The 16478-nt window shown below is 43.6% G+C and carries 13 protein-coding genes; 4 read left to right on the forward strand and 9 right to left on the reverse strand.

Annotation, left to right across the window (positions count from 1 at the left end; genetic code table 11):
- Positions 1-87: 87 nt before the first annotated feature.
- The 3 genes from Q4486_RS01035 to Q4486_RS01045 all read left to right on the forward strand — a co-directional run bounded on the left by Q4486_RS01035 (position 88) and on the right by Q4486_RS01045 (position 4523).
- Positions 88-1023, forward strand: a complete 936-nt coding sequence (locus Q4486_RS01035; RefSeq protein WP_303416405.1) for a bifunctional enoyl-CoA hydratase/phosphate acetyltransferase — start codon at positions 88-90, stop codon at positions 1021-1023.
- 2 nt (positions 1024-1025) lie between these two features.
- On the forward strand, positions 1026-2213 hold the full coding sequence (locus Q4486_RS01040) for an acetate/propionate family kinase (protein ID WP_303517715.1): 1188 nt from the start codon (positions 1026-1028) through the stop codon (positions 2211-2213).
- A 279-nt stretch (positions 2214-2492) separates the two neighbouring features.
- Positions 2493-4523: a methyl-accepting chemotaxis protein gene (locus tag Q4486_RS01045; protein WP_303517716.1), complete on the forward strand. Its 2031-nt coding sequence runs from the start codon at positions 2493-2495 to the stop codon at positions 4521-4523.
- A 152-nt stretch (positions 4524-4675) separates the two neighbouring features.
- Here the strand turns inward: Q4486_RS01045 and Q4486_RS01050 are convergent, their stop codons facing one another.
- The 5 genes from Q4486_RS01050 to Q4486_RS01070 form a co-directional block, all read right to left on the reverse strand.
- Positions 4676-5908 (reverse strand): DEAD/DEAH box helicase, encoded by a 1233-nt coding sequence (locus Q4486_RS01050; protein ID WP_303517718.1) that lies wholly within the window; start codon positions 5906-5908, stop codon positions 4676-4678.
- Positions 5909-6327: 419 nt separating this feature from the next.
- Positions 6328-6975 (reverse strand): class I SAM-dependent methyltransferase, encoded by a 648-nt coding sequence (locus Q4486_RS01055; RefSeq protein WP_303517719.1) that lies wholly within the window; start codon positions 6973-6975, stop codon positions 6328-6330.
- Between the two features lie 8 nt (positions 6976-6983).
- Positions 6984-7643: a hypothetical protein gene (locus Q4486_RS01060; protein ID WP_303517721.1), complete on the reverse strand. Its 660-nt coding sequence runs from the start codon at positions 7641-7643 to the stop codon at positions 6984-6986.
- Positions 7644-7806: 163 nt separating this feature from the next.
- A complete protein-coding gene (locus Q4486_RS01065; RefSeq protein WP_303517724.1) occupies positions 7807-8097 on the reverse strand; it encodes a hypothetical protein in 291 nt (96 codons plus the stop codon).
- A 485-nt stretch (positions 8098-8582) separates the two neighbouring features.
- Positions 8583-9494 carry a LysR family transcriptional regulator gene (locus tag Q4486_RS01070; protein WP_303517727.1) on the reverse strand — a complete coding sequence of 304 codons (912 nt, stop codon included), beginning with the start codon at positions 9492-9494 and terminating at the stop codon, positions 8583-8585.
- 113 nt (positions 9495-9607) lie between these two features.
- On the opposite strand from Q4486_RS01070, the gene Q4486_RS01075 reads away from it, so the two are divergent.
- Positions 9608-10768, forward strand: coding sequence for an MFS transporter (locus Q4486_RS01075; RefSeq protein WP_303517729.1), 1161 nt, complete (start codon positions 9608-9610; stop codon positions 10766-10768).
- Between the two features lie 244 nt (positions 10769-11012).
- Here the strand turns inward: Q4486_RS01075 and rlmB are convergent, their stop codons facing one another.
- From rlmB to ppc, 4 genes are all read right to left on the reverse strand, one after another.
- Positions 11013-11753 carry a 23S rRNA (guanosine(2251)-2'-O)-methyltransferase RlmB gene (rlmB, locus tag Q4486_RS01080; RefSeq protein ID WP_303416399.1) on the reverse strand — a complete coding sequence of 247 codons (741 nt, stop codon included), beginning with the start codon at positions 11751-11753 and terminating at the stop codon, positions 11013-11015.
- Position 11754: 1 nt separating this feature from the next.
- A complete protein-coding gene (hemH, locus tag Q4486_RS01085; RefSeq protein ID WP_303416398.1) occupies positions 11755-12765 on the reverse strand; it encodes a ferrochelatase in 1011 nt (336 codons plus the stop codon).
- Between the two features lie 133 nt (positions 12766-12898).
- Entirely contained in the window at positions 12899-13558 is a 660-nt protein-coding gene (gene adk / locus Q4486_RS01090) for an adenylate kinase (protein WP_303416397.1), read from the reverse strand.
- 280 nt (positions 13559-13838) lie between these two features.
- Positions 13839-16451 carry a phosphoenolpyruvate carboxylase gene (gene ppc / locus Q4486_RS01095; RefSeq protein WP_303517731.1) on the reverse strand — a complete coding sequence of 871 codons (2613 nt, stop codon included), beginning with the start codon at positions 16449-16451 and terminating at the stop codon, positions 13839-13841.
- Positions 16452-16478 lie beyond the last annotated feature (27 nt).

The following is a 16478-nucleotide window of genomic DNA, read 5'->3' on the forward strand; positions in this document are numbered from 1 at the left end:
AATAGACTAAAGATATTCTTTTGTTAATACGTCGCTTTAGAATAAGTATTGGCATGTTACTTTTTGATAAAAAATCCCGAGGTCTCAATGGTTATTCAAGAAAAACCGCCACTGCATGATCAGTTAGAGTTTTTTATAAAACAAGCTGAAAAAGCACGCCCAATTCGCACGGTTGTTGCTCATCCTGTTGACAGTAACAGCCTTATCGGTGCTGTTGAGGCCGCGGAACATAATTTAATTATCCCGACATTAGTTGGCCCAGAAGATAAAATTAGGGCTGTTGCGGAAGAACAGAATCTAAACATAAACGATTTTGAGCTGATTAACACAGAACATAGCCATGCCTCCGCTGAGATCGCTTGCGAGCTAGTAAAGCGTGGTGAATCTGAAGCCTTAATGAAAGGCCACTTAGGTACATCAGAGCTATTACGTGCCGTAGTACATAAGATTAAAGGGATTCGCACTGAACGACGTTTAAGCCATGTCTTTGTCTTTGATATTCCCAACTACCACAAGCCACTCATTATTACTGATGCTGCCATCAATATAGTTCCAGACCTCTATTGCAAAGCAGACATCACTCAAAACGCTATCGATTTCTGCCATGCTTTAGGTGTTGATATACCTAAAGTAGCCATTTTGTCAGCGGTAGAAAAAGTTAAACCTAATATTCAAAGCACGATTGATGCTGCAGCACTTTGTAAAATGTCTGATCGTGGACAGATTACAGGTGGCTTACTCGATGGTCCTCTTGCCTTTGACAATGCAATTTCACGGCAAGCCGCCATTGATAAACATATAGTATCGGAAGTTTCTGGCGATGCAGATATTCTTCTAGCTCCCGACTTAGAAGCGGCCAACATGATAGCTAAACAATTGATTTATCTAGCCAATGCAAAATCAGCTGGTATAGCTTTAGGGGCAAAAGTACCGATCATTCTGACTAGCAGAGCAGATAAAACATTGGCACGTTTAGCTTCTTGCGCCCTTGCGTCCCATATGGTTCACCACAAGAATTCATAATTATGCAGACTATTTTGACCGTTAATGGCGGCTCCTCAAGCCTGAAATGCGCCCTATTTGAATTAAGAAACGGTGCACTTACATTATTGTATGGCTTTAAGTTAGGGAATATTTTAAATACCCCACGATTTAAAGTTAAAGATGCCAGCGGCGCGACACTTGAGCAAAGCACGCCTGATTACCAATCAGTACCTAAGGAAGAGCGCCACCAGGCGTGTTTACAAACTATTTTAAACTGGCTAAGCCAGCATCTACCTGAGAGTAGCCTAGTTGCCATAGGTCATCGGGTTGTACATGGTGGAGAGATATTTAGTGAACCTTGTATAGTGACCAGCGAAGTTAAGGCTCAGTTAGAGAAATTTATCCCTCTAGCCCCTTTGCATCAGCCCTACAATCTTCGCTTAATCGAAGCCTGTCAGGCACTCGAGCCCACACTACCTCAAATTGCCTGCTTCGATACAATGTTTCACAGCAAGCAAAGCAACTTAGAAAAAAACTACGCCCTGCCTCGACAATACACAGACGAAGGCGTTCGGCGTTATGGCTTTCATGGTTTATCTTACGAATTTATTCAGCGCCAACTCACTCAACTACAAAGTCCATCACTGAATACAGTTGTCTGTCATTTAGGTGCAGGGGCCAGTATGTGCGCTATTAAAAATGGCGTATCAATCGCCTCATCTATGGGCTTTACCGCTGTTGATGGCTTACCTATGGGTAGTCGTTGCGGAAATATAGATCCCGGCGTTCTACTTTACCTCCAACGCCAACATCAGATGGATGCCGACCAATTAGAAACACTGATCTACAAGCAAAGTGGCTGGTTGGGTGTCTCAGGAATCAGCTCAGATATGCTCGAACTTCATCGTGCAGAGCAACCTGAAGCCGAAGAAGCCATCGAGATGTTTTGCTATCGCGCAGCCTTAGAAATTGGACGTTTGTCTGCCGCATTAGAAGGGTTAGGGCAAATTGTATTCACCGGCGGTGTTGGTGAAAACGATGCTGATGTGCGCCAAAGAATATTAAATCGCTGTCGCTGGTTGGGCATAACTTACTCCGAAGATGCCAACCAAAATAATGAAAATATCATTAGCTTAAATGATTCAGCTGTAACTGTACGCGTTATAGCCACGAATGAAGAAGCTATGATTGCGACTCATGTTTTAGAAATCACAAAAGCCCATAGCTAACGAAGAATAATACCTAACGCAGTAAAACGATAAGGCGGCACTGTTTAATTTTCAGCAATGTCGCCTCCTCTCTTTCCGCTCATAGAATAATACTTTTGGCTAATAACCACCCATAAAAATAGAAGCTTTGGGTCAAAATCCATCCATTTATCACGCCCTCTATCGTGCATAACCTCCTGAAAACTCCGCTTTACCAACATCCGGTCGTAATAGACCTCATGGCATCCATATTGCTTTTGAGAAATGAAAAATATAAAAAATATTACCAGAGAGCTTATTATGAAAATGACTATTGGACTCAAGATAGGTGGATGCTTTTTGCTCACCCTCGTGGTTCTAATCATCAGTAACCTTTACGCTTTAAACGGTGTTAGCAGTATTCGCAATGCACTCGAACAGATTTCAGGTGAAGCATGGCAAAGTGCTGATAGTTCCTCTTCTCTTAGACTTCATATTAACCAAAGTAGCCAACAGCTTATTAATGCACTTGTCTATCAAGAACCGCTAAGCGAAACGACTCAAAACACCATTGAAAAACATCTTAGCGCAACTGAAACCGCCCTTTCACAGCTAAATAAAAGTAAATACCAAGCAGAGAGCCAAGCACTTAATGCATTGGTTGAGCAATTAAAGTCGATAAAACACAAGGTTCTTGAGCAACACTCCGCTTATGTTGCGGCGATAGAACACAGTAATAGCGAAACACAAAACTTCAATAAATTCATGCAACGACTAGGTTTCTATGGCAACTATCAAATCTCCTCATTAGAAGATGCCTTTCAACGTAACCAAGTAACATCATGGAGTGGCGATATCGAAGAAAAGTGGGAGTTTGTTATTGCAACCTATCGCGCACGTATTGCCTTAGGCGAATCAGTAGTGGCCCTGCAAAAACAACTACAATCATCTACCCCCTCAAAAGAAAAAGAATCTGTAATCGACGCATTAAACAACCTAAGCGATTCACTTTCTGAAATAAGCCATTCTCCCTTAGCCACCAGCACTATTAATAGCGGTAACTGGAAAGGAACCTCCTATTCAGAAGCCATAGAAAAAACACTTCAATTACACAAAACCGCAACAATCCAAGTTCAAACCAGCCAAGAACAATTTCTTAACACACGCGATCAACTTTTGCAGATCACCCTCGCACTTAGCGCCCATACTGCAAGTTTGAATAACAAAATTTCAACAGAGGTTTCACAACAAACGCTAACAACTGTTGACGATGCAAATAGCTTAAACGCATCGATGATTGCGAGCCTCCCAATAGGCATAATACTTACACTCATCGCCATCTGGTTAAGTTATAGAATGGTCATCAAGCCGGTAATAGAAGCCAGTACACAGATGGCAGAGATCGCTTGTGGAGAAGCCGACTTAAGCGTCCGCTTACCCGAAAAAGGAAATGATGAGATCTCCGATTTAGCTGCTAACTTTAACCGTTTTGTTACCCGCATAGCCGAAACGATTCAAAGCGTATCAAAAAGTGCAGCCGATCTCGCCCAAACCTCAGAGACACTTAAATCAAATTCCACACTGACATTAAAAGCCGTTGAAACACAAAATATCGAATGTGATCACGCAGTCACCGCAATGGAAGAGATCAACAGTACAGTTAACGACATCGCAAACAATGCTAGTGAAGCCGCCGAATGTAGTGAGGACGCTAAACAAAGCGCCAATCAAAGCTGTAATATTGTTGAAGAAAATCGACAAGCGACAGAGAACCTTTCTCGGGAAATTCTCGCCGCAACCCAAGTGATCTCAAACCTTGCAGAAGAAAGTAATAAAGTTAGTAGCATTATCAGTGTTATTGAAGGGATTGCCGAACAAACAAACCTCCTCGCGCTGAATGCTGCGATAGAAGCTGCACGCGCTGGCGATCATGGGCGTGGTTTTTCAGTGGTTGCCGATGAAGTACGTGCACTATCACACAGTACACAGCAAGCGACGGAAGAAATCAGATCGCTCCTCGATACTTTACAACTTAAAGCTGAGAAAGCAGTGTCCGTGATGGAGTCAGGTCAGACGCTCGCCCTTAACAATGTTGATCTGTCCACCAATGTACAAACTCTTATTAAAACAGTTTCAGCAGAGATCGATAGAATCAATCAACTCAACTTGCTTATCGCTACAGCAACCGAAGAGCAAGCTCAGGTCACATCCCTAACAAAAGATAGTTTAGAGCGGATTAATAAGGCTAGCGGAGAAACCGCTAACAACGCTCGGAGCAATAGCCATGCAAGCAGCCATTTAGAGGGTCAAGCAGAGAAGCTTGGTGAGATTCTCTCTCAATTTAAGTTTTAACATTCGTTAGCCCTGTGGTTTAAAAAGTAAACCACGGGGCCCACCAGCGAATATGCAGATTGTAATTAACCCACAAGGGTATCAATTATAAAGGCCTGTAAATGCTATCAAGTCCCTTTAACTAGGGCTAAACGCGCATACTCAACAAAGCCTTAACGCTTAGCCTTACGTGGCGCTTTTTTCTTAACAGCGCCGTCTTTCTTCTTTTTCTTACTGCTGGCCGCTTTACCTGAGGCTTTGAGTTTTTTCGGGCCTTTATAATTACCCACTAAACCTTCTATCAATTTACGTCTAAAACGGGTTTTTAAATAACGCTCGATAGAGGACATTAGGTTCCACTCGGTCGCATCGACTAACGAAACCGCCTCACCCTCTGCGCCTGCACGGCCTGTTCGGCCAATACGGTGTAGATAAACATCACCTTTACGCGGCATCTCAAAGTTAATCACCAGATCAACATCCTCAACATCTAACCCACGGGATGCAAGATCGGTTGTTACCAATACGGTTGTCGTTCCTTTACGAAATCCTTCGATGGTGGCAAAACGTCCCTTTTGCTGTACATCGCCATGTAAAAGCGCCGCTTTTAATTTATGGTAACGGAGAAAACCATCTAAACGACGTGCTTGGGTTTTACTGTTACTAAACACAATCGCTTTAGTGTATTCCTCATTTTTTAGCAGTGCGCACAGCTGTTTATCTTTATGCGCTACATCGTCAGAGAGAATAAGATACTGCTTAATCCCCTCTGCCGCTTCACGCTTTTGGCCCACTTGCACCCATTCCGGCGCATCTAATATCTCATTAGCCAATGAACGTATAGCCGTTGGCAGCGTAGCCGAGATCAGCAAGGTTTGGCGAGCATCAGGGCAAACGGACAGAATCTGTTGCAAACTCTCCTTAAACCCTGTTTCCAACATACGATCCGCTTCATCTAACACAAGAAAATCTAAGCTATCAAACTCAATAGATTGATTTTCGATATGAGGCAGTAAACGGCCTGGGGTTGCGATCACTAAATCCGCTGACGCTAAACGCTTTTCTTGTACTTTAAAGTCCTCACCCCCAACCACAGAAACCGCAGAAAGCTCTGTGTTCTGCGATAATTTACTAAACTGCTGGAGTATCTGATCCGCCAACTCCCGTACTGGAACTAAAACTAACGCACGTGGCTGTTTAGCCGGTGACTGCTGCCCCACCATGCTCTGGATTAACGGAATCAGAAACGCCGCCGTTTTACCGCTACCGGTTGGCGCACTCACCAGTAAGTCTTGCCCTTCCAATAATAAAGGTACGGCCCGCTGCTGCACCTCAGTGGCTTCAAGGTAGCCCGCCGCTTTCAAATTATTCTCAAGTTCAGGATGCAATGCGATATCGGTAAACATGGGTGTACTCATTAACAAGAAAAGCGATGAGCTGGATAGCAAAACCCAACCTCACCGCCTTAAAAAAACGATGCACGTCGATATTAACGTACAAAAAAGTAGTCACGCGGAAAGACCGCTAAAAAGAGATAAATATTACAAATCAAACCACTACAAAGAAACGGGTATAGTTTGATCGCTTATATAAAAGATCATTACCCATTTTAACAGAATAAATCCTTTTCACATGACTTCTGTGTGATTGGGGATTGAGGTACGTGTTTGTACTACCTAACCACGATCAATTCTGATCAGTCTGTAAGGTAAATTGCATACCGACGGTAATCCCCCCGAAAATTACCGACCTTATTCGATGCATTCACTGTATTTAGCTAGACAGAAGGGCTCGAACGAAAAAGTCGTCGCTGTGCCTGGCCTTGTTAACTATTTGGCCTTGCCTCGGTAAATGTACTCTCACCGACAATCCAAGTTTTAATAATCTCATACCCATGCTTTTTTAGAAGCCGCTCAATAGCCGCCTTATCAAGGATTCCATAATATGACGAACCTTTCGATCCAGAATATAGATATCCATGTAACATTCTCTCTCCGGATTCATATTTTTTAAAATAAGAACTTCTATGCTGATTTACAAAAGTGGCAAAGCCATCCTTTTTGAGAAGACTACTTATATGTGCCATAACTTCAGATATCGTCTTTTTACAAGGAATTGCCGACAGAACATTAGTACATGTAATCACATCATATTTAGATCTATGTTTTTCTAGATTCTCATAGGGGATTGTTTTACATCCACTGTAGTTCGACTTAACGTACTGCTTTACTGTAGTTCGTTCTCCGCGTATAACCTGCTCTCTATTTAGCTGAATATCAGAATCTACAAATGTAACTTTCGATGCAACCGAGACTAGAGTGTCAGAATATCTAAGCTTCCCACACCCAAAGTCTAGTATCAAAGGTGCATTCGAGAGAGTTCCAATATAGTCATTTACTGCTGAAGATTTCTGACTGCTAGGTTTAGCGGCGTTTTCACTCCTAATCTCTACTCCTTTGATTTTGTAACGCATATTCATCCCTAGTTTTTAAAAAACGACCGTATAGACTGGCTAGGTATTTGGTCTGATTGATCTTTCGATTTATTAGTGACTACGAAGAACCAATGCACTACAGCAATCAAGAACACTAACCCCAAATAAATAAAGAGACCTTTATCAGGAATGGATCGATTGACGACCCACAAGGCAATAACTGTTATGAGGACTACCAGTAAGTGCTCGAAAATAACCCAAAACTGTAACGCATAGCGCCAAAAAATATGGACATAGTGTTGGTCGATATTTTGTACTTCTGGATAGTAAAGGCCGTTCATTATTTCCCTAACTCGGGTCCGATTAAGCTCCTGTTCTAATCCAGTCCTTTTCAACATAGGAGCAACTATAGAAACTCTATCCCATAAGTATCGCAATTGAATAATTTTGGACAATTTATTATGCACTTCAAAAAAACTGCTACAGAACCATGCTATGCCAGCACCAATCAAAGGTATAGCGCCAAACGAAAACAGCCACTCTATCAACTCCTTGTGGTCTTTGACTGGAGGTGCTAACGAGCTATCAATTTCAACTTTTGGAACCAGCTCGAAGAAACGTAATGCGACAAGAAAAACTAGAGTACAAAGAAACGTCCTCTTCCCCAGCTTTGAAAGCATTTGATTATAGTTTTTTGGTGATGGCATATTTTTCTGTGTCCAAGAGCGGGCCTGTAGTATCCGCTTGTATAGTTAACGCTTCGCATAAACAGCGGAGCAAGTTGGACGCTTTTTTGCGCCGTTTGTTTTGCAAAAAACCGGCCTGCTTGCGGAGTCAGGTTTGATGCGTTTGTTATACGTGTTTACGCTACTAGCTGTCTTTAATATTTTTAAGTTTAGACTTTGGTCGCCACAATACTGGCTTTTTAACTATCTTAGGCTTACGCCTTTTAAACAGAGATACTACTAACTCAGCAATCCATAATATGAGCCAAAATATTAATTCGAAGAAGAAAATAACTAATACAGCAACAAGATCAATTAATGTCAGAGTCTCTCCAGCCGCTACAAAAAAGCCAGCAATGAATTCAACTAATACAGAAATTAAAGCAATAAAACCTTCTACTATTGCTGCAACTATTGAGAACAATCCCTCGAGCACGATATTTTCCTAGAACGTATAACATTTGTATATACAGGGGTCCATGTATCTACCCACATCGCTATTAATTAAAAACAGATGTAATTATTTGAAAAGGAAGGAGAAACTAAAGAATTCGATCGTACTCTTCCGTGACAAAACAAGCATGCGTATTAACAATTGATATGCATAGCCCATACAAAAAGGCTACGTTTATCTACCCATGCCAGACATCCATCTATCTGATTTATAAATATTTTTAACCTAGCCTAGATAGGAATACAAGCATCCTTTGGAATAACAAGCTCAGAAAAGAGCAAACTTAAGGGGTATGCATCCTTGTGAAAAGTAACCGTAGAACAACTGATCTTAATAAATCTACGCTGGCCTTATTTACCCCAATTTCGCTCAGGGGCTGAGCTCCTACACTAAGATCATCCCTATAGGCGGCCAACCTTTGGCCGAATGCTAGTGTTTAGATGTGTCTGTCCCTGCTGACTATTTTTTCACTCTTTCATCTGTTCTTGAATAATATCAGTAGACTGCTTTGCTAACTCAACAAAAGCCTCAGCTGTTGGCGTAAGGCCTTTTTCTCGGTAATGAATTTGCGTCAATATCTCTGTTTGATCTTTTTCTATTCTGATAAAAGAACAGCCCTTAGTATAAAGTTTAGCCACACAATAAGGCGCAATAGCGATACCTAATCCAGCCGCCACCATCGTCAATAAGGTTTGCATATGCTTGGGTTGAGCGGACAAATTAGGCGAAAAACCATTGTCCTGACATAAATGGATAATGGTATCAAACAAGCCTATGGCTTCTTCTCGATGAAAGAGAATAATATTTTCGGCTTGAAGGTCGCTTAACTTTACTCGATGACTCCCTGCCATTGCATGGTCTTCAGGCACAACAACGCATAAATGATCTTGATATAAAAGGTGACTGGCTAATCCATCACCACCATCTACCGGCAAAGGACGCGATACACCAATGTCGATCTCATCATGCTTAAAAGCAGTCAGTTGCTCAGACACTGTCATTTCACACAAACTGATATCGACATGGGGAAAGCGCGAATAAAATTGCTTAACTAAGTAGGGAATAAACGTCAGGCAAGCCGACGGTAAATAACCCACCCTTAACTGCCCTAATTCCCCCTTTGCCGCTTTTTTCGCTCGACTCTTAGCGTCTTCAAATTGCTTCAACAAGCTTTTTGCATCGCTCAAGAGTTGAAGGCCCGCTGCTGTTATTTTCACATCACGGGTATTGCGGATGAACAAGCGTGTACCCAATTCACCCTCGAGCGCCGCGATATGGCGACTTATGGCAGGCTGCACCGTATGTAACTCTCTAGCTGCCGCCGAGAAGCTTTTTAATGAAGCAACCGCCACAAAGCTTTTTAAGGGTTTAACGTCCACTCATTCATACCAAATATGTATAGGTTTTATAAAATTAAATCATTTCTAATATAAAAGCCAGCAACTTAAAATAACCTCAACTTATTCAAAACAGACATTCACTAGGAATTATTATGGCCCGCCTTTCCGCGTTAGGGAGCCTCACCCTGCTGTGCATTTCCAGCCTAACCATTATGGTTGGATCCATCGTTGCCCCCGCCCTACCTAGCATTGCGTTGCACCTGGGTATGACAGACTACGCTAGTTTATTAATAACGCTTCCCTCTTTAGGCGTGGTAATTTTTGCGCCTTTCGCTGGACGACTTATTGACAAATATGGCGCTTATCACTGTACGTCTCTTGCCCTATTTTTGTATGGCGCTCTAGGTATTTCAGGGCAATGGTTGTATGGCCCAGAGATGGTTTTTATCAACCGGATATTATTGGGCGCAGTCACCGCATTAACCATGGCGGGTAGCACAACGTTGATCTCACAGTTCTATTTTGGTCATAAGCGACTCGTTATGATGGCAAAGCAAGGGATGGCGGTTGAATTAGGTGGGGTAGTGTTTTTATTTGCCGCTGGCTTATTGGCCATTAACAGCTGGAATCAGCCTTTTTTACTCTATGCCCTGGCTTGGGTTTTCTTAGGGATGATGTTATTACTTGTACCGAATAAATACCCCTCAGACCCTGACGCGGCAAACCGTCAATCTACAACGGCTACGCAAGTCTCTTTGAGGCCAATTTTCATCACCTCTTGTATTGCCATGACGCTGTTCTTTTCTGGCTTTGTTGTGCTCCCTATCACGATGAAACACTCAGGATACACAGAAGATAAAATCGGCTTTTTCTTAGCCTTTGTTTCACTAATGGCCGTTATCACAGCCCATTTTCTACCTAAAATATATACTCGCTGTCAGGACAAGGGGACATTATCCATCGCTTTCGGTTTTTATGCCCTGTCCCATTGCGCCTATTACTTTGGAGAAACAGCCTCCATTTTAATCCTTGGTGGTATTTTTTCTGGTGTCGGCTTTGGCTTATCGATCCCGCTTTTAAACCATATGACGGTAGAAAAAAGTGCTCCGAGCAATAGAGGAAAAAACTTATCCTACTTTGCGATGGCGGTATTCCTAGGCCAATTTCTGACCTCTTTTATAGAGCTACTACCTGGCAATATTCGATCAGTCTTTGCTGTCGTCGCTATCGTTGCGGTCCTGTATCTAATCTATATTCAGACATGCTTTAAAAGACAGCCCAACGAGACGGTTGAGTTAGACTCTTTGACATAAAACGTCCATTGGCCCTAGGTTTTCCCGTGCCTTATAAAGGGCTCAAAGCCCTTTACTTAACCCCTTTAATTCACGCTTAGCTTTGATCTAATCATATCCTATTTAGACAAAGGGAAAACCTCGCCAGAAGTTTGCTTAAACATTCGCTCAGGGGCTGAGCTCCTACACTAAGATCGTCCCTATAGGCGGCCAACCTTTGGCCGAATGCTAGTCGGCCATAGTGAAGTGTTAGATTATGAATTGCTTAATTTTGCCTCTGCCTAACCGCCTCAAACAAGCAGATGCCCGTCGCTACAGATACGTTTAAGCTGCTCACCTCCCCCGCCATAGGAATTTTAACCAGTTGATCGCAATGTTCGCGGGTTAAACGGCGCATGCCTTGCCCTTCTGCCCCCATAACCAGCGCCATTGGCCCAGTTAGGTTGGCTTTGTAAACATCCAGATCTGTTTCGCCTGCGGTACCGGTTGTCCAGATACCACGCTGCTGCAAACTTTTGAGGGTTCTTGCCAAGTTAGTCACCAATACATAGGGAACCACTTCTGCAGCGCCACAGGCGACCTTTGATGCAGTTGCATTGAGGGGAGCAGATTTATCTTTGGGTGCGATCACCGCATGAACACCCGCCGCATCAGCGGTTCGTAAGCAAGCGCCTAAGTTATGCGGGTCCGTTACGCCGTCGAGTACTAACAGAAACGCGGGCTCATCTAAATTATCGAGTAGTTGCTCAAGGTACTTTTCAGTCCGGGTTGGAATCGGCTTACAGAGGGCAACAACACCTTGATGTACGCCACCCTCAACCAGTTCTTCCAGTTCACGTTTGCTTACTTGCTCCACTTGAATTTTATGGCTCATGGCCGTTTCAAATAGGCTATGCATACGTTCATCATTGCGACCCTTTAAAATAAGGATTCGCTGCACTCGTTTAGGATCGCGCTTTAAAACAGTATTGATCGCGTGGATACCAAATAGGTGTTCATACTGCATATTAACGCTCTCCTACCCAATCGCCTGCTTGTTCTTTTACCAAGACAGCCAAGAGGTCTATAAAACTGGCCTGCGCATTCAATGCAGGAATGTAATCATACTGTTCGCCGCCCGCTTCCAGGAACACATCACGGTTTTCTATAGCGATCTCTTCTAGGGTTTCTAGACAGTCTGCGGAAAACGCCGGACAGGTAATATGCAGTGTTTTAACCCCTTTTTCGGGCAGCGCCTCAAGGGTTTTATCGGTATAGGGCTGCATCCACTCAGCGGGGCCAAAGCGCGATTGAAAGGTGGTTACCCACTCATTATCAGTCAGTCCCATCTTAGCGGCGAGTAGTTTAGAGGTTTCATGACACTGTGCAGGGTACGGATCACCTTTATCCGCATATTCCTTAGGAATACCGTGGTAGGAAAGGAGTAACTTATCTGCCGTGCCGTTCTGCTCTTTAAACTGCTGTATGTGGTTCGCCAACGCGCTGATATAAGCAGGATGACTGTAATAGGAATTAACAATACGAATATCAAGCACGCAACGCTGTTTTAACTGGTACTTAGCCACTTGATCATAGATAGGTGCTGTCGTTGTCGCTGAGTATTGTGGGTACATAGGCACGATGAGGATTTTTTTATAACCGCTTTCGGACAGTTTTTCTAATCGCGCTGTTAGGTTAGGCAAACCATAGGTCATGGCTGCAAATACATCGGGGGCCGTGTCACCATAGTTTTTTTGCAGCAGGAGGTGTAGCTCAGCCACCTGCTTATCTAGAATTTTGCGCATGGGCGAGTCATCTTCCCAAATGCTAGCGTAGGCTTTAGCGACCTTTTTCGGCCGTAGATTAAGAATAATGCCATTTAACACACTTAGCCAAAGCAGACGGCGCAGCCCTTTACCTTCAACAACCCGCGAGTCAGACAAAAACTCTTTTAAATAACGTCGTACCGCACTAGGTTCGGCCTTATCTGGTGTGCCTAGATTAACTAAAACGACTGCAGTTTTTTCAGATTGACTCATTCAACGATATTCCTTCTACTTTGGCCGATTATTATCCCCAAACTATACGTAAAAGCCTATTAAAACGATCATTTGGGCATAAAAAAACCGCACCCTTTCAGGTACGGCTTTTAAATGACTAAAGATTTGAGGGTTAGACGCTAGCTAAGCCTTCAAATACTTTGTCACGAATGTCATCTACAGAGCCAACGCCCGCTACATAGATATATGCAGGTGCTGTTGCGGCATCTGTTTCGCCCCAACCTTTGTAGTAATTAATCAGTGGTGCTGTTTGATCATGGTAAACGTTTAGACGATCACGAACGGTATCTTCCGCATCATCAGCACGTTGCACAAGGTCTTCACCTGTTACATCATCTTTACCTTCCACTTTTGGTGGGTTGAAGATGACATGGTAAGTACGACCGGAACCCGGATGTACACGGCGACCCGCCATACGTTTAACGATCTCTTCGTCAGCAACGTCGATCTCGACAACCGCATCAATATTAACGCCCGCATCTTTCAACGCATCAGCCTGAGGAAGCGTACGTGGGAAACCGTCAAACAAAAAACCTTTTGCACAGTCAGCTTCGGTAATGCGCTCTTTAACTAGACCGATGATAATGTCATCAGAAACTAGCTGGCCAGCGTCCATTACTTCTTTGGCTTTCACGCCCAGAGGGGTACCCGCTTTTACTGCAGCGCGCAACATATCACCAGTAGAGATCTGAGGAATATCATACTTTTCAGTGATGTATTGTGCCTGAGTACCTTTACCTGCGCCTGGTGCGCCCAGAAGAATAATACGCATACAGGAAACTCCTAACTTAATAAGTTTAAAAAAATAGAAAAATGGTTATGTTCCCGACCTATATAAGCTATCGAAAACAAGAAATTCTTTGCTACAAATAAACGCTGACTGCGGACAATACCACGCCACAAATGTCGAACAATTCGACATTAGCACTACCAACCCTAAACTAAAGTCCGGAAAAATTAATCAATCAGTACAAAAAACAATGACAATCATTTTAAAAAACAAACAGATAGTCAACCCAACCTAAATAAGTAGGGCCGACTACTCTACCTTATTAGCCGGTATTTCGCATCCCCGCTGAAATACCTGCCATTGTCACCATTAATGCTTGCTCTAGACGCTGATCCGGCTGATTACGATCTCGATTCAGCAACTCAGCCTGCAAAAAGTGTAATGGATCTATATAAGGGTTCCTAACATCGATAGATTGCCGAATAACCGGATTACCTTGGAGCAGGCTATCCTGTTCTTTGATTGTGTTAATCAAGGCAACTATATTCAATAAACGACTACGTAAGCTAGAACCTAATGTACACAGCTCTTGGGAGACTAAGCGTTTATCGTAGTAAGCCGTAATATTGGTATCGCTCTTGGCTAATACCATTTCAAGCATATCTATAGTGGACCGAAAGAATGGCCACTGCTGATACATCTGTTTGACCAAACTGCCACTACTCCCGTCGTTAAGCGCTTCAGCTAAAGCGGTATCACTGCCCAACCACGCAGGCAGCATAAGACGAATTTGCGTCCAAGCAAAGATCCAAGGGATCGCTCGTAAACTTTCCACCCCGCCATCTTGGCGACGCTTAGCCGGTCTTGACCCTAAGGGGAGCTTAGCTAACTCCTGTTCCGGCGTTGCAGCACGGAAATAAGGCACAAAACTAGGATCTTCACGAACAATAGCACGATAATCCGTTAGCCCTTTTTTCGCCATACTCTCCATCTGTACGCGCCAAGATTCTTCTGGGCCTGGAGCTGGATCTAAGGTTGCTTCAAGTACAGCCCCTGTGCATAACTCTAAGTTACGCACAGCTAGATCAGGCATACCGTATTTAAAGCGGATCATCTCTCCCTGCTCAGTTAAACGTAGGCTATGATCAACAGAACCCGGCGGCTGTGCCAATATTGCCGTATGACTTGGACCACCACCGCGACCAACCGTACCACCTCGACCATGAAACAGCGTTAAATGAACACCATGATCTTTACATAATTGAGTTAAAGCCTCTTGCGCCTGAAACTGCCCCCATGCGGCGGCCAGCTGCCCAGCGTCTTTTGATGAATCAGAATAACCGATCATCACCTCTTGATGGCCTTCCGTATAGGCCTTATACCAATCCACCTTCAACAGAGCATCAATGCAGTCTCGTGCACTCTCTAAGTCATCTAAGGTTTCAAAGAGCGGTACAACCCGCATGTTATGACCTATCCCCATTTCCCGTAGCAATAGGATAACCGCCAGTACATCAGAAGGTGTACTGGCCATAGAGATGACATAAGACCCGAGTGCATTTGGCTCGGCTTGAGCAACGACTTGGCAAGTATCAATAACCTCTTGCACCTCTGCAGAAGGCGCCCAGTCTTTAGGAAATAGTGGACGACGGCTCTGTAACTCTTTTAACAGGAAGTTCTGACGCCCCTCTTCACTCCAACCATTGTATGAACCTAAACCATAAAACTGCGAGAGTTCTTCAAACACTTGGGCATGGCGATCTGAGCTCTGACGAATATCGAGTTTCACCAGAGTTAAACCAAAACAGGCGATGCGGCGGATAATATCTTCTAGAGCACTTTCGGCTATTACCCCCATTCCACATTCTTGTAGCGAGCGATAGCACAACATGAGAGGCTCCAATAACTCCTCTTCACGGACAAAAATATCACAGGCCTCTTCCCTATTACCGTTAAGCTGCCTAGCCACCCAGTTTTTAGTAGCAGAGAGTTTTTCCCGCACATCACCCAATAACTTACGGTAAGGTTCTGCGCAATCACCAACTCGATTACGTAGTTCTTTATTCGCTTGATACATAGAAAGTTCGGCACGTAACATATCTATATCATTAAGATAAAGATCCGCGGCCATCCAGCGGGATAAGAGCAGAACCTCTTCCGTTACTTTCGCCGTAACATTTGGGTTTCCATCACGATCTCCCCCCATCCATGATGCAAAACGAATAGGTGAGCAATCTAGCGGTAGGTTTTCACCTAATGTTTCATTCAGCTGAGAATCTAAACGGCGCAAAAATTTAGGTACAGCAGTCCAAAGGGAGTTTTCTATAACAGCAAAACCCCATTTAGCTTCATCAACCGGTGTAGGCCGCTGTTTTCGGATCTCATCGGTATGCCAGATCTGGCGTATAAGCTCATCAAGACGATGTTGCGCACCTTCATCACCACGATCCAAACGCCGTAGGCATTCAGTAATATCATCATATTTCTGGATCAAGGTTCGACGGTTTACTTCTGTTGGATGAGCCGTGAGTACTAAATCAATCTGCATTTTACTGAAGGCATCAGTAATGTTCTGCGGCGAAAAGCCTTTCTGACGCAGTTGAGCAAATAAAGTACATAGGGAATCGGGTGTACACACATCGGTTTCTTCTAGATGGCGACGTACTCGATGGTGTTCTTCTGCAATATTGGCTAAATTCAAAAACTGAGTAAATGCACGTGATAAGGGAAGCACATCATCTTCGCTCAAACCTTTTAACGCGTGCAGTAGCTTCTCATGTTCAGGCTCAGCGGTATTTCGTCCGGCCTTTGCCAATTGGCGTACTGTTTCTATTTTTTCAAATAACTCGTCACCTAAGTGAGCCTTGATTGTGTCACCTAAGCTAGCACCTAACATTCGAACATCATCACGTAAAGCTTCGTGCAGATCGGTCATATACCCCTCCTGACGCAGAAATTAGCA

Origin of the sequence: Neptuniibacter sp. 2_MG-2023 (genome assembly GCF_030547495.1) — a bacterium.
In the GTDB taxonomy this organism is placed as follows: Bacteria; Pseudomonadota; Gammaproteobacteria; order Pseudomonadales; family Balneatricaceae; genus Neptuniibacter.

Coding starts and splice junctions, on each gene's coding strand:
- Q4486_RS01035 (WP_303416405.1), top strand. CDS start 88: ATGGTTATTCAAGAAAAACCGCCACTGCATGATCAGTTAGAGTTTTTT.
- Q4486_RS01040 (WP_303517715.1), top strand. CDS start 1,026: ATGCAGACTATTTTGACCGTTAATGGCGGCTCCTCAAGCCTGAAATGC.
- Q4486_RS01045 (WP_303517716.1), top strand. CDS start 2,493: ATGAAAATGACTATTGGACTCAAGATAGGTGGATGCTTTTTGCTCACC.
- Q4486_RS01050 (WP_303517718.1), bottom strand. CDS start 5,908: ATGTTTACCGATATCGCATTGCATCCTGAACTTGAGAATAATTTGAAA.
- Q4486_RS01055 (WP_303517719.1), bottom strand. CDS start 6,975: ATGCGTTACAAAATCAAAGGAGTAGAGATTAGGAGTGAAAACGCCGCT.
- Q4486_RS01060 (WP_303517721.1), bottom strand. CDS start 7,643: ATGCCATCACCAAAAAACTATAATCAAATGCTTTCAAAGCTGGGGAAG.
- Q4486_RS01075 (WP_303517729.1), top strand. CDS start 9,608: ATGGCCCGCCTTTCCGCGTTAGGGAGCCTCACCCTGCTGTGCATTTCC.
- rlmB (WP_303416399.1), bottom strand. CDS start 11,753: ATGCAGTATGAACACCTATTTGGTATCCACGCGATCAATACTGTTTTA.
- hemH (WP_303416398.1), bottom strand. CDS start 12,765: ATGAGTCAATCTGAAAAAACTGCAGTCGTTTTAGTTAATCTAGGCACA.
- adk (WP_303416397.1), bottom strand. CDS start 13,558: ATGCGTATTATTCTTCTGGGCGCACCAGGCGCAGGTAAAGGTACTCAG.
- ppc (WP_303517731.1), bottom strand. CDS start 16,451: ATGACCGATCTGCACGAAGCTTTACGTGATGATGTTCGAATGTTAGGT.